This is a genomic window from Caldibacillus debilis DSM 16016, from assembly GCF_000383875.1.
GTDB classification, from domain to species: Bacteria; Bacillota; Bacilli; order Bacillales; family Caldibacillaceae; genus Caldibacillus; species Caldibacillus debilis.
The window spans coordinates 43476-57576 of sequence record NZ_KB912887.1 but is presented as its reverse complement, the minus strand read 5'-3'; the positions used below and the strand labels follow the sequence as shown (position 1 = coordinate 57576).

The 14101-nt window shown below is 54.5% G+C and carries 13 protein-coding genes; 3 read left to right on the top strand and 10 right to left on the bottom strand.

Going from position 1 to position 14101, the window contains the following annotated elements; all coding sequences use genetic code 11:
* Positions 1–180: hypothetical protein (locus A3EQ_RS0108745; protein ID WP_026499854.1), on the bottom strand; the 180-nt coding region annotated here is incomplete at its 3' end.
* A 497-nt stretch (positions 181–677) separates the two neighbouring features.
* Between A3EQ_RS0108745 and zwf the strand changes: the two genes are divergently transcribed.
* A complete protein-coding gene (zwf, locus tag A3EQ_RS0108735) occupies positions 678–2201 on the top strand; it encodes a glucose-6-phosphate dehydrogenase (RefSeq protein WP_020154796.1) in 1524 nt (507 codons plus the stop codon).
* 20 nt (positions 2202–2221) lie between these two features.
* Positions 2222–2839, top strand: a complete 618-nt coding sequence (locus A3EQ_RS0108730) for a cyclase family protein (protein ID WP_026499852.1) — start codon at positions 2222–2224, stop codon at positions 2837–2839.
* Positions 2840–3165: 326 nt separating this feature from the next.
* On the opposite strand, the gene gndA is transcribed toward A3EQ_RS0108730, so the two are convergent.
* The 6 genes from gndA to mce form a co-directional block, all read right to left on the bottom strand.
* A complete protein-coding gene (gndA, locus tag A3EQ_RS0108720) occupies positions 3166–4572 on the bottom strand; it encodes an NADP-dependent phosphogluconate dehydrogenase (protein WP_020154793.1) in 1407 nt (468 codons plus the stop codon).
* Between the two features lie 24 nt (positions 4573–4596).
* Positions 4597–5844, bottom strand: coding sequence for a DNA polymerase IV (locus tag A3EQ_RS0108715; protein ID WP_020154792.1), 1248 nt, complete (start codon positions 5842–5844; stop codon positions 4597–4599).
* Positions 5845–5896: 52 nt separating this feature from the next.
* A complete protein-coding gene (locus A3EQ_RS0108710; protein WP_020154791.1) occupies positions 5897–6370 on the bottom strand; it encodes a chemotaxis protein CheW in 474 nt (157 codons plus the stop codon).
* A 13-nt stretch (positions 6371–6383) separates the two neighbouring features.
* Positions 6384–7508: a M20/M25/M40 family metallo-hydrolase gene (locus tag A3EQ_RS0108705; RefSeq protein WP_020154790.1), complete on the bottom strand. Its 1125-nt coding sequence runs from the start codon at positions 7506–7508 to the stop codon at positions 6384–6386.
* A 585-nt stretch (positions 7509–8093) separates the two neighbouring features.
* On the bottom strand, positions 8094–9656 hold the full coding sequence (locus tag A3EQ_RS0108690) for an acyl-CoA carboxylase subunit beta (protein ID WP_020154787.1): 1563 nt from the start codon (positions 9654–9656) through the stop codon (positions 8094–8096).
* 23 nt (positions 9657–9679) lie between these two features.
* Entirely contained in the window at positions 9680–10084 is a 405-nt protein-coding gene (gene mce / locus A3EQ_RS0108685) for a methylmalonyl-CoA epimerase (RefSeq protein ID WP_020154786.1), read from the bottom strand.
* Positions 10085–11197: 1113 nt separating this feature from the next.
* Between mce and prli42 the strand changes: the two genes are divergently transcribed.
* Positions 11198–11293 carry a stressosome-associated protein Prli42 gene (gene prli42, locus A3EQ_RS22470; protein WP_020154782.1) on the top strand — a complete coding sequence of 32 codons (96 nt, stop codon included), beginning with the start codon at positions 11198–11200 and terminating at the stop codon, positions 11291–11293.
* A 160-nt stretch (positions 11294–11453) separates the two neighbouring features.
* Here the strand turns inward: prli42 and A3EQ_RS0108655 are convergent, their stop codons facing one another.
* The 3 genes from A3EQ_RS0108655 to meaB form a co-directional block, all read right to left on the bottom strand.
* On the bottom strand, positions 11454–11993 hold the full coding sequence (locus A3EQ_RS0108655) for a L,D-transpeptidase (RefSeq protein WP_020154780.1): 540 nt from the start codon (positions 11991–11993) through the stop codon (positions 11454–11456).
* Between the two features lie 76 nt (positions 11994–12069).
* Positions 12070–12507: a BrxA/BrxB family bacilliredoxin gene (locus A3EQ_RS0108650; protein ID WP_026499849.1), complete on the bottom strand. Its 438-nt coding sequence runs from the start codon at positions 12505–12507 to the stop codon at positions 12070–12072.
* 573 nt (positions 12508–13080) lie between these two features.
* The gene (gene meaB, locus A3EQ_RS20815; RefSeq protein WP_020154777.1) at positions 13081–14100 is read right to left on the bottom strand and encodes a methylmalonyl Co-A mutase-associated GTPase MeaB; all 1020 of its coding nucleotides are present in this window, start codon (positions 14098–14100) and stop codon (positions 13081–13083) included.
* Position 14101 lies beyond the last annotated feature (1 nt).

Here is a 14101-nt window from a genome sequence, read left to right as displayed (position 1 = left end):
CTCCACTTTCCAGCCTTCGCCTTGTTTTTGCTTTTTGATCGTCTCGTTAAGTTGGGAAAGAACTTTTTCCAAGGCATCCGCAAAAAACCGATGCATAAGCCGCGACAGATTTTCTTCCGCTTCCATCAGATTCGCGGAATCCTTCAGGATTTCGTAAATTTTTGATATAATCTTATCCAAGAGAAGGCGCCTCCTTTGGGAAGTGTTGTGATGGACAACTCTATTGTAGGACGCCTTCTCTTTTTTTGCCTACTGGATAGTTCCTGTACCGAGAAAAATTTTACACATACAAAAAGAGGATTTTTTCCATGCCTTTTCGGCTGATGCATTCCCATCGGTTCCCTTAACGGTTCAGTCTGGGCCACCGCTAAGGTTTATCAGCTCCTTTGCCCACCCACATTTTACTCCTGCAAAGGAAAACTGTCCATGGGGAGCGAAGCCGCCCGAGTGGCGCCTCGTAGGCCGCAAGGAAAACCGTCCGCGGGAGGGATGGATCCCGGCCGCGCATGACAGGCCGGGCGCTATTTTGGTTCAAGGCGGAACGGTCCGGTTCCCTGCCCGCTTCCGCCCGCAACCGTTTTTCGCCCCGGCGGGCGGAATTTCCGAAACAATTTTGAAATCCCCGTTTTTCTTATTTGCGCTCCTTTCGAGTTGTTAGTAAAATGAACTTGAATAATATGGAACAAAAAGGCGAGGGTTCAGCATTGATCCAAACGAATACACCTGCAACACTAGTGCTGCTTTTCGGAGCGACTGGAGATTTGGCCAAAAGGAAACTGTATCCGTCCCTTTACAACCTGTATGAAAAGGGGATCTTGTCGGAGCAGTTTGCCGTCATCGGCATTGCCCGAAGGAGATTGACCCATGAACAATACCGCAACTGGGTGAAGGATTCCGTAGAAACCTTCGGCATGCCGCAGGAAAAGATCGGCAAATTCATCCGGCATTTTTATTTTCAATCCCATGACGTCACCGATGAAAACTCGTACCGGGAATTGAAGGGACTGGCCGATGAGCTGGATGAAAAATACGCGGCCAACGGAAACCGCATTTTTTATTTGGCGATGTCTCCCGAATTTTTCGGGACCGTCGCGGAAAGTTTAAAGGAATACGGCTTTACCGACACGAAAGGATTCAAGCGGCTCGTCATCGAAAAACCTTTCGGATGGGATTTGTCGTCGGCCGTGGAGTTGAATGAGCGGATCCGCAGCGCCTTCTCCGAAAAGGAAATCTACCGCATCGACCATTACCTCGGCAAGGAAATGGTGCAAAACATCGAGGTAATCCGTTTCGCCAACGCCATTTTCGAGCCGCTGTGGAACAACCGGTACATCTCCAACATCCAAATCACCTCGGGGGAAACCCTGGGGGTCGAAGAACGGGGCAGATATTACGAAAAAAACGGGGCGCTCCGGGACATGGTGCAAAACCATATGCTGCAGATCGTTTCCCTCCTGGCCATGGAGCCTCCGATCCGGCTGACCACCGACGAAATCCGCAGCGAAAAGGTGAAAGTGCTCCGGGCCCTGCACCCGATCGAAAAAAAGGACGTCCATAAATACTTTGTCCGCGGACAATACGGCCGGGGCATCATCGGCGGCAAGGAAGTCCCCGCCTACCGGGAAGAGCCGATGGTCGACCCGAATTCCAATACGGAAACCTTTGTCGCCGGAAAACTGATGATCGACAACTTCCGCTGGGCAGGCGTTCCCTTTTACATCCGCACCGGAAAAAGGATGCAGGCGAAAACGTTAAAAATCGTCGTGCAATTTAAGGACATTCCGATGAACTTGTACTACCGGAACGGTTCGTCCCTGAATCCGAATCTCCTGGTGATCCACATTCAGCCGGAAGAAGGCATCACGTTGCATCTGAACGTGAAAAAAAGCGGGAGAACAATGGAAACGACCCCGGTCAAACTGAATTTTTCCAACAAAAACGTCGACGGCATCAATACGCCGGAAGCCTATGAAAAGCTTCTATACGACATCCTCCGCGGGGACGCCACCAACTTTACCCATTGGGACGAAGTGGCCTATTCCTGGAATTTTGTCGACCCGATTTCCGAAGCCTGGGCGGAGGAAAAGGCCGATTTTCCCAATTATGCGGCGGGGACCTTCGGACCGGAAGCGGCGGATGAACTTTTGCAAAGAGACGGCTTCTTCTGGTGGCCGATTACGAATCTGAATATCGACGATTAAAAGGGAAAGGCGTGAAAGGAATGGAAATGTACGATGTAACCGCACCGATTTACGAAGGCATGCCGGTGTATAAGAACAAGGAGGAAAAACAGCCGAAAATCTCGACCGTCGTGAACGGCCATGTCACCGAATCGAGAATTTCCATGGACGTTCATACCGGCACCCATGTGGACGCCCCGCGCCATATGATCAACGGGGGCGAGACGATCGAAACGATCCCGCTCGAAAAATTGATCCGTCCCTGCAAGGTTTTCGATTTGACCGCAGTGGAAGAAAAAATTTCAAGGGAGGATCTCGAACACCTTCCCATTGAAAAAAATGATTTCGTCCTCTTTAAAACGAAAAATTCCTTTGAAGATCATTTCAACTTTTCCTTCGTATACGTCTCCGAAAGCGCGGCCGAATTCCTGAAGGAAAAGGGAATCGACGGGGTGGCCATCGACGCCCTGGGCATCGAGCGGGCCCAGGAAGGCCATCCGACCCACCGGATCCTGTTGTCGAGCGGCATTATCATCATGGAAGGCCTGCGCTTGAAGGACGTCCCCAAAGGGGAATATTTCATGATCTGCGCCCCGCTGAAAATCACCGGCGTGGACGCATCGCCCGCACGGGTCGTCTTGCTGAAGGAAAAACCTTGATTCCGTTGCGAAAGGAAATCCCCGGACCTTGCCCGCCTCTTGGCGCAAAGGATCCGGGGATTCTTGCGAGGGGTGCGGGCATTTTCCGGAAGCCTTCCGGTTTTGCGGTATTGTCATCTGCCGCTGAAAGGTGGAAGGCTTCCCCTTGCCCTCCCGCCGCAGCATCCGGGGAAAACGGGGGTTTTTCCTTTTTCCGGAAAATAAAAAACCGTTCGAGAGGCTGCATGTTTCCGACGGCCGGACGGATCCACGACCGGCAAACGCGAAAAAGCCGTCCGAAAGGTTTCAACACCTTTCGGACGGCTTTCGCTTTTTCCGGGCCCGGTTTATTCTTGCCAGTTGGTATGGAAGATGCCTTTCTTATCGACCCTTTCGTAGGTGTGGGCCCCGAAATAGTCCCGCTGCGCCTGGATGAGGTTGGCCGGCAGCTGTTCCGAACGGTATCCGTCGTAGTATGCCAGCGCGCTGGAAAAGCTGGGTGCGGGCACGCCGGAAAGGGCGGCGATGGAGACGACTTCCCGCAAAGCCTGCTGATAATCCTCGGCGATCCGTTGGAAATACGGATCGAGCAACAGATTTTCCAAATCCGGGTTCCGGTCGTAGGCCTCCTTGATTTTTTGCAAAAACTGGGCGCGGATGATGCAGCCGCCGCGGAAAATCATGGCGATGTCCCCGAGGGACAGGTTCCATTGATAATGGCTGGAGGCGGCCTTCAATTGGGAGAACCCTTGGGCGTAGGAGCAAATTTTGCTCAAATACAAGGCCCGCCGGACTTTCTCGATCAAATCTTCCCGGTTTTCGACGGTTTTTTTCTCCGGACCTGGCAATATCCGGCTTGCCTTCACCCGTTCATCCTTCAGCGCGGAAAGGAAGCGGGCGAATACCGACTCGGTAATGAGGGGAAGGGGGACGCCCAAATCGAGGGCGCTTTGGCTTGTCCATTTTCCCGTTCCCTTTTGGCCGGCCTTGTCAAGAATGCAGTCGACCAACGGTTTTCCGGTTTCCGGATCGTATTTTTTGAAGATATCCGCGGTGATTTCGATCAAATAACTGTTTAATTCGCCTTTGTTCCACTCGGCAAAAACCCGGTGCAAATCTTCGGCGGACAAACCGGCCAAATGTTTCAGCAGCCAGTAGGCTTCGGCGATCAACTGCATGTCCCCGTACTCGATGCCGTTATGGACCATTTTCACATAATGGCCCGCCCCGTCGGGGCCGATGTAGATGCAGCAGGGATCGCCTTCCACCTTCGCCGCGATGCCGGTCAGGATCGGAGCGACCAAATCGTAGGCTTCCTTATCCCCGCCCGGCATGATGGCGGGCCCGTGAAGGGCGCCTTCTTCCCCGCCGGACACGCCGGAACCGATAAACCGGATCCCTTCCCGGCGCAACTCCTCGTACCGCCGCTGGGTATCTTTAAAATAGGAGTTTCCTCCGTCGATGATGATATCCCCTTTTTCCAAATAAGGTTTCAATTGTTCGATGGTCGCGTCGGTGGCTTCGCCGGCCTTTACCATCAAAATGATCTTCCGCGGCTTTTCCAGCATTTCCGCAAACTCTTTCAGCGAGTATGCGGGCACGATGTTTTTTCCCGACGCTTCCTCCATCATCTCGTCGGTTTTTTGCCGGCTGCGGTTGTATACGGCCACCGAATATCCCTTGCTTTCGATGTTGAAAGCCAGATTTTTTCCCATCACTGCCAATCCGATGACTCCGACTTGTTGTTTTGCCATCTTTGCCTTCCTTTCCTTCCCTTCCTATTTCCTTATGCCGCTTTCATCCAAAAAATCTTTGGAAAAGCTGGATGTCAACAACCCTTCTTTATTATAATCCGTCATTCCTTTTACAATAATATTTTTCCCGTACTTTTCCTTCAATTTTTCGATCGCCTTCGCCAGCTGCCCGCTTTTCTCCTCCTTCTCGTAGGTGAAAAGGTCCAGCTGTTTGAAGGCCTGCCCTTCTTCCAGCAATTCGTCGGCGGTGATGCCGAGGAGCCGGATGGGGGATCCCGTCCAATGTTTCAAAAAAATTTTCCGGGCATAGGAAAAAATTTCCCCTCTCCCCCGCACCGGGTTTTCCGTCTTTTCGCTTCTTGTCACCGTCTTCCGGTCGTGGTAACGGATCATGACCTGGATCCGGCCGGCGAAAACCCTTTTGTTGGCCAGCCGCCGGGAAACCGTCTCCGCCAGGGAATCGAGAACCAAAAGCAGCTCCCCTTCGTCGGAGGAGTCCGCCGGCAAGGTGGTGGAGTTGCCCACGCTTTTGAATTCATAAACCGATTCCGGATCGACGGGACGGTCGTCATTGCCGTTCGCCCGCTCCTTGAGCCGGAGGCCGTTGATGCCGAGCAGCATCCGCAATTGGACGTCGTTGGCCTTCGCCAGGTCGCCGATGGTGTGGATGTGGATCTGCTTTAATTTCTCCGCCGTCCTTTCCCCGATCCCGTGCATCTCATGGATGTCCAGCGGCCAGAGAAGGCGCGGGACATCCCTTTTCCGCAGGATCGTGATCCCGAGGGGTTTTTTCATGTCGGAGGCGGTCTTCGCCAAAAATTTATTCGGGGCGATGCCGATGCTGCAGGGCAGATCCAGCTCGTCCAAAAGCCGGTTCTGGATGCTTTTCGCCGTCTCCAGCGGATGCTCGAACTTGATCCGGTGGGTGATGTCCAAATACCCTTCATCGATGGAAACCGGCTCCACCAGATCGGTGTATTCCCGCAAAATGGCAAAGGCGGCCTGCGACGCCTTTTTGTAGCGTTCAAAATTCGGGGGGAGGATGATCAGCTGGGGGCAAAGCCTTTTCGCTTCCCTCACCGTCATCGTCGTTTTCACCCCGAATTTTCTCGCCTCATAGCTGCAGGTGACGACGATGCCCCGCCGGTCTTCCTCGCTTCCGGCAATGGCCACGGGTTTCCCCTTCAGCGACGGGTCGTAGGCCATCTCGACGGAGGCGTAAAAACAATTCATATCCACATGCAGGAGGATCCGGGATTTCCTTTTGCCCATTGGCCATCCATCCGTTCACAAAAGATTTCGCGGCGGAAAAACCCGCCCGGCCTCATGCCTTGACGCCCGCTTCGTCAATGGACGCCTGGATATTTTCCATTCCTCCCAACGCGCCGATCAGCTTTGCCGCGTCGATCATCGTAATGATCCGGTCCTGAATATGGACGATTCCGGAAAAGTAGGGGGTGCTTCGGCAGGCGATGAGATCGATCCGGCTGATTTGCGAAGTCTCGATTTCCAAGAGCTCCTTCGCTTCCTTCACCAACAGGGCGCAAGGGTACGGGCCGATCCGGAGCAAAATCAGGCGGGCCAGCCCGTCCGCCGCCGTTTTTTCCTCATGGAAAACGGTTGACAGGTCGAATACCGGGATGACTTCCTCCCTGATTCTCGTGACTCCCCGGACGTAGCCGGGAAGGTTCGGGATCGGCGTGATTTCAGCCATTTTTTCGATGGAAACCACGTCTTTCACATCGATGCCGTATTCTTCGCCGCCGACTTTAAACACGACGATATTGGCTGTCCCCATCGATTCCCCTCCTTTACTTCCGGTTCGCTGCCGTTTCGATAATGGCCAGCACCATTTCCGACAGTTTCACCAATTCCCCGACCGGGATCCGTTCATGGGTGGTATGTATTTCTTCATAGCCGACCCCCAGGACGACGGTCGGTATGCCGAAGCCGGCGAAGATGTTCGCGTCGCTTCCTCCGCCGATCTTGGCGAGGACGGCCTCGCGTCCGACCTTTTCCGCGGCTTCCTTCGCGATTTGGACGACCGGATCCTCTTCGCAAAAGGCGAAGGCGGGGTAGGAAATCTCCGTTCGGACTTCCGCCCTTCCGCCCATTTCTTCGGCGGTTTTTTCGAAGATCTCCTTCATCGTTTTCAGCTGTTTTTCCAGCTTTTCTTTGTTCAACGACCTGGCTTCCGCCCAAATGTCGACCCGGTCGCAAACGATGTTGGTCGCCCTTCCCCCTTCAAAGCGGCCGATGTTGGCGGTCGTCTCTTCGTCGATCCGCCCGAGGGGCATTTTGGCGATCGCCTTCGCGGCGATTTGGATCGCCGATATGCCCTTTTCCGGCGCGACCCCCGCATGGGCGCTTTTTCCGTAAATGATCGTCCTTATTTTCGCCTGGGATGGGGCGGCAACGACGATCGTCCCGACCTTTCCTTCGCTGTCGAGGGCAAAGCCGTACTTGGCGCGGATTTTTGCCGGATCCAGAGCCTTGGCCCCCACCAGGCCGGACTCTTCGCCCGCCGTGATGATGATCTGGATATCCCCGTGGGGCAGGCGGTTTTCCTTCACCACCCGCAGGGCTTCCAATAAGGCCGCCAAACCGGCTTTATCATCCGCACCCAAAATGGTCGTCCCGTCGCTCGAAAGATAGCCGTCCTTCCTTTGCACCCGAATCCCCTTCCCCGGGGTGACGGTATCCATATGGCAGGTAAAATAGATGGGATCGGCCTCTTTTTTGTTGCCCTTCATGATGGCGATCAGGTTTCCCGCGCCGTGGCCGGTCGCCGATGCGGAATCGTCTTCGTAGGCCTCCAGCCCCAGCCCGGTCAATTTTTTCAGCAACAGGTCGGCGATGTTTCTCTCTTCCTTCGTTTCCGAATCCACCCCGACGAGTTCCGTGAATTCTTCGATGAGCCTTTCCTGCTGAATCATGGGGTTTATCCTCTCCTCTCTCATATCCCTAGTATACCGCTACCGGACGGAGATGTTCAACGGAATTAACCCCGGGAACTTGTCCGTGTTTTGACGATGAAGACGCGAACGGGGCGAAAAAGGAGGGCGGCCCGCACCACCTCCCCGGCGGGGCGCCTTCCGGTCCGCCGCCCCGCCCGGCACAAAGGGCAACTCTTCCCGCCCGTATATTTTTTGTTTCGCTCCTTCCGGGAAACGGCGTGTTCCGATCCCCGTTCCCTTCATGGCAACGGATGAGGCCGGATTCCGCGACGGCTTTCCGTAATCCCCTTTCCGGGCCCGCCGCGGAAATGGGCCGGGAAAGCTTTTCCCGGCCGGGGACAGGGAACCGGTCCTTTTGCGAAACGGACGCCCGGCTGTGGCGTCCGGAAAGAAACTTCCGGGTCCATGTCGGCAACGATCGTTCCTTCGTTCGCGCCCGGTTAAGGCGTCCGGAAGAAACGGAGTCTTTGAGAAAGCAAATATACCCCCAAAAGGACGAATGAATGCCGGAGGCCGTCCTCCGAGGAACCTTTTTCCGGTCCTTCGGGGACAGCCTCCTTTCCGTTACAGGGGAATATTGCCATGTTTTTTCGCCGGGCGGGTCTCCTCCTTGTTTTTCAGCATACGGAGGGCCTGGATGAGCTTGATTCTCGTTTCCCGCGGGTCGATGATATCATCCACCATTCCCATTTTCGCCGCCACGTAGGGATTGGCGAATTTTTCCCGGTATTCGGCGATTTTTTGCTGCCGGACGCGCTCGGGATCGGGGCTCGCCTGGATCTCCTTGGCAAAAATGATGTTGGCCGCCCCGTGGGGGCCCATGACGGCGATTTCCGCATTGGGCCAGGCATACACCAAATCGGCGCCGATCGCCTTGGAATTCAGCGCCACATAGGCCCCGCCGTACGCCTTGCGCAGGATGACCGTAATTTTCGGGACGGTGGCTTCGGAATAGGCATACAAGATCTTCGCCCCGTGGCGGATGATCCCGCCGTGTTCCTGCTTCACCCCCGGGAAAAATCCGGTCACATCTTCAAAAGTGATGAGCGGAATATTGAAGGCGTCGCAAAAACGGATGAAGCGGGCCGCCTTGTCCGAGGAATCGATATCCAATCCCCCCGCCATCCATTTCGGCTGGTTGCAGACCAAGCCGACCACTTCCCCTTTGATCCGGGCGAAACCGACGACGATATTTTTGGCAAAATCGGGATGGATTTCAAAAAAGGATTCGCGGTCGACCACTTCCCGGACGACCTCCCGCACGTCGTAGGGGCGGGTCGGATCCATCGGGACGATATCCGTCAAATCCGGACGGTAATCATTCTCCTCCCCTCCTTTTCCCGCAGGCGGTTTTTTTTTGTAGTTGGAAGGGAGATAGCTTAACAGCCTGCGGACGAGAAAGAAGGCCTCCTCTTCCGTCGCCGCCCGCAGATGGGCGTTGCCGCTGACGGAGGCGTGCACCTTCGCCCCGCCCAAATCTTCCGAAGAAATCTTTTCGCCGGTCACCGATTCGATGACCTTCGGGCCGGTGATGAACATTTGGCTCGTTTTCTCCACCATGATGACGAAGTCGGTAATGGCCGGGGAATAGACCGCCCCGCCGGCGCACGGGCCCAAAATGAGCGAAATTTGCGGGACGACGCCGGAATAGATCGAGTTCCGATAAAAAACATGCCCGTACCCGTCCAAGGAGATGACCCCCTCCTGGATCCGGGCCCCGCCGGAATCGTTCATGCCGATGATCGGGACACCCGTTTTCGCGGCCAGATCCATCACGTTGGCGATCTTCTTCGCGTGCATTTCCCCCAGGGCGCCGCCGAAAACGGTAAAATCCTGGGAAAACAAATAGACGGGACGGCCGTCAATCGTTGCGAATCCGGTCACGACGCCGTCGCCCGGCCCTTTCATTCTGTCCATTCCGAAATCATGGGAACGGTGTTCGATAAAAGGGCCGATTTCCACAAAGGAATCCTTATCAACCAAATGATCGATCCTTTCCCGGGCGGTCAGCTTGCCCTTTTCGTGCTGCCGGTCGATCTTCTCTTCTCCTCCGCCCAGCTCGATTTCCCGCCTTTTGTCGTAAAGTTCGTGAATCTTTTCAAAAATGTCCGTTTCCTTTGTTTTCACCGCGCTCCTCTCCCCAAGTTCCGTTATTTTTTCCTTTTTTGGCAAACTTCGTAAAGAACGCCGCCGGCCGATTTCGGATGGATGAAAGCGACCAGGGCACCCGATGCCCCCTCCTTTGGTTCTGCGCTGACCATCCGCGCCCCCCGTTCTGCCAGTTGTTGAATCGTCTGATGGATGGAATCGGTTTCAAAAGCGACGTGATGGATCCCTTCCCCCCGTTTCTCCAGGAATTTCGCCACCGGGCCATCCTCGCCGGCCGGCTCCAAAAGTTCAATTTTACAATTCCCGGCGTCCAGAAAGGCGACCCGCACCTGTTCCGATTCCACCGTTTCCATTTTGACGAGCTTGAACGGCAAGACCCCGGTATAAAAGGGCAAGGCCTCTTCCAGCGAGCGGACGGCGATGCCGATATGATCCACACCCTTCACTTCTCGGGCACCTCCCTGTTCGGATGTTTGTTCAGAAAATTTCCCCTGTTTTCACATTGGAAATATATTTTAATCATATAATAATTCCGGCTGTTTTTCATCCGTCATTTTCCGAAAGAAGGGGAATCCGCCGTTCCCGTATGCCGGAAAACCGAAACGGTCCGGGGAATTCGCTCCGGAGGGCTGAACGCCGATCCTTTCGCCGGGAAGCCCGTTCGGATTCCGCAGTGATTGAACATGCGGTCCAGTGTCCGCAATTAGGGCTATGATTTTAAAAAAATGCCTCGGATGTTGAACAACGGCAGCGATGACGGACATTTTTCCGGCGGTGATGAGCATTTTTCCCAGGATAACGGTTATTTTTTCGTTCATGTCGAACATATTTATTTCCATGTTGAACAAAAATTTTAAAATGATGAACCAACCGGTGAAAATGGCGGACAATCTCATGCGGTGTTGGACGATATTTTTAAGATTTCGAACAATCCGATTGGGATGTTGGACAATCCTTAGTAACTGCCGAAACGAATGTTAAACGTTTTACCCAAGATATTGGACAAACGAAACTTTTACTGTACGTTTTAGAAAAATGTTAAACATCTTTTCTTGGAGGTCGAACCATCCGTCCCCGATGAAAACCTGCGTGTGGAAGATTCCGGTCTGGTCATTCATGAATGCAGGAGATTCCTTCCCCATATTGAGCAAAAACCTCGGTCAAGACAATCCAACCGATATTGCCGGAAACCCTGCGGCAATGAAACGCACCCTAAGCCCCTGCACATTGAAGAATACATCCCCAATCGCGAAGAAAGGGGGATGTTTTAAACCAGCGAGTATTGCCGGCAATCCCTCCGGAACTTTGCAAAAAAAAGTTCTGATGAAGATATTGATACCGATCCTCCCGAAGAATTATTATTTTTTCACGCTGATCCGGAGGCATGCGGAAAGGCAAAAAAGCGCCCTCCGCCATGGATCACCGATGCGCGATCCGATGGCGGGGCGCCCCTTGCGGACACGAAAGCGGAACGGGAGGGGGACCCGACAAAAAAACTTGTCCCATCCGGAAAAGGGAAGTAAAATGATGATCAGAAACCAGTGGGCGGAGGGAAAAGAATGCGCAGCCGGAAAATTCAAAAACTCGTGGTTTACTTGATGCTGTTTGCCATGTTGGCATCCACCTTTTTGGCCGGTTTAACCATCTTTTTTTGAAGCCGAATCCCTTCCTTTTAGGGAAAATTTCCCCACCCCGCAAAAGGCGGGGATTTTTCGTGAATGGGGAAACGCCGGCTTGCGTTACCGGCCCTTTGCCGGACGAAGGCGATGCAAAGAAAAGGAAAATCCTCGTTTGCACTTATCCTTTTCGGAGCTTTTAACGGGAACCGGCCCCGCCGGCATTCCCGTTCCGGGGAATGGCCCCCAGTTCCGCACCCAGCGCCCGGAAGGTTTTGTCCGAACGGGTGATGAATATTTTTGTGCCCAATGGGACCTTTTCATACAATCTTTCAATATCTTCGTTGGCCAGGCGAATGCAGCCTTGGGATACATAACCGCCGATCAGTTCCGGCCGGTTCGTTCCGTGAATCCCGTATTTTCTTCCGTCGGTCTCATAGGCGTCAAAGCCGATCCAGCGGGACCCCAGCGGATTGGTTTTGGCCCCGCCGGGGATATTCAATTTCCGGTAGTAGGGATTGATCACCTTCACCGTGACGGTGAAAAGCCCTTCCGGGGTTTCCTGCCCCCATTTCCCCGTCGCCGCCAAATAGATCTCCTGCACTTCCCCTCCGTGGATGAAGGCGACCCGGTTCGTGTTCAAATTGACGATGACCAAAGGATCGCCGGGCAACGGATTCGGCCCGAGGGGCCATAACGGGGACAGGGTAAAAAAAAGGGTTAAAAAAGCGGACTTCATAAAAAAACACCACCTGCCTTTTATTTTTATTATGTGTAAAAGCAGGTGGTTTATGTTTTTGCGTCCCTTTTACGGACTACACTTCATCGCAATATTGGTCGAACAGTTCCTGCAAACGCCGCACGACGGAAACCACTTCATGACCTTCAATTTCGTGGCGTTCCACCATCGCGCAAATCTTTCCGTCTTTCAGAAGGGCAAAGGACGGAGATGAAGGCGGGTAGCCGACGAAATACTCCCGGGCCCTTTCCGTCGCCTCCCGGTCCTGGCCGGCGAAAACGGTCACGAGGTGGTCGGGCCGTTTGTCGTAGTCCAAGGCGTACTTGACGGCGGGCCGGGCGATGCCGCCGGCGCATCCGCACACCGAATTCACCATCACCAGCGTCGTGCCCTTCCTGTTCAAGGCCTCATCCACTTCTTCGGGCGTCCTCAGCTCCCGGAAACCGGCCGCCACGATCTCGTCCCTCGCCCTTTGCACGTAATCTTCCATAAACAGCTGAAAATCCATGGTCATTGTTCCTCTCCTCCTGTCCTTGTCAACATCATAACAGGAAAAAAAGAATTTTTTCAACAAAAAGGGTTTGAAAACAGGGGAAAAGGGGAATACTGGGGACAACATGATCCATACCCCTAACTCCCTAATGATGATGGACGGCGCGGAAAAACGCGCTGTCATTTTTTTGCCCGGATTTCAGGAGATGGGGCACCGTCTCCAAAACCTTCCCTTTCTGCCTTTTTCCCGGAAGATCGGGACCGGAAATCCGGGAAGACGGAAGCGGGGCATGCGCCCAAACAAATGGAGATGGGCTTCGCCGCTCGCAGCTCCGGCTCTCCCCCTCGCCTTTCCGAGGAAAATCACCCGGTTCGGAAAAGCGCATCCCGATCCCCGTTTTCCGCCGGCCGCAAAAGGGCTCGAAAACGATTCTTCGCCGGCTCGTGCGCGATAACAGGGCAGCGCCCCCGTCCGAGACAAAAAAACACGCGCATTGTAAGCTCTTTATCATAAAGGGAAACGGGCCGTCCCAATCCCCGTCTCCTCCCCTTCATCGTGAAGCGAAGGAAAAAGGTGCAGCGGCCGCCCGCCGGCCTACAGGCGGCTTTCGAGGAAAATGGCCAGCAGTTTTTCCGCGGCAGCCGACACCGGAAGTTTTCCCGACATCACGTCCCTTTCCGTTTCCGGCAAAACTTCCCTGATCCGCCCATCGCGGAAAAAGGCGTTCTGCAGCTGATCGGCGATGGCGGAATAAAGCCAGTCTTTCGTCTGCTTCCGCCGCCGTTCCGCGAATATTCCCGATTTTTTCGTTTCCCTTTCAAACCGGAAAACGAGGTCGATCACATCGCCGATCCCTTCCCCCGTCAAAGAGGAACAGGGCAGGACCCGCACTTGCCAGCCTTCCGTGGCCGGTTTCAGGAAACGGAAGATCCGATCGAGCTCCTTTTTGGTTTCCAGCGCCTTCTCTTTATTATCCCCGTCGGCCTTGTGGACGAGGACGATATCCACCAGCTCCATCAGCCCCTTTTTCATCCCTTGGAGTTCATCCCCGGCGCCGGTGATAGCCAAAAGCAAAAAACAGTCGACCATCGTCCGGACCGCCGTCTCGTTTTGGCCGACGCCGACCGTTTCGACGAGGACGACGTCGTAGCCCGCCGCCTCGCACAACAGGATGCTCTCCCGGGTTTTCCGGTGCACGCCGCCCAGATGGCCGCCGGTGGCGGAAGGACGGATGAAGGCGTTCGGATGTTTCGCCAAATTCGCCATGCGGGTTTTATCCCCCATGATGCTCCCCTTCGACAGGGCGGACGAAGGATCGACGGCGAGGACGGCGACCTTTTTCCCGAGGGCACACAGCTTCATCCCGAAGGTTTCGATAAAGGTGCTTTTCCCCGCCCCGGGAACGCCGGTGATGCCGATCCGGAGGGTGTTTCCCGTCCGGTCCCCGACCCGTTGCAAAAGCTCCTGGGCCAACCGGAAATGATCGGGGCGGTCGCTTTCCGCCAGGGTGATCGCCCTCGCCAAAGCGGCGCGGTCGCCGCTTGCGATCCCCCTTGCCAATCGTTCGACGGATACCGGCGGATCCGGCTTCGTTTTACGGTAGCGGTAAGCCATC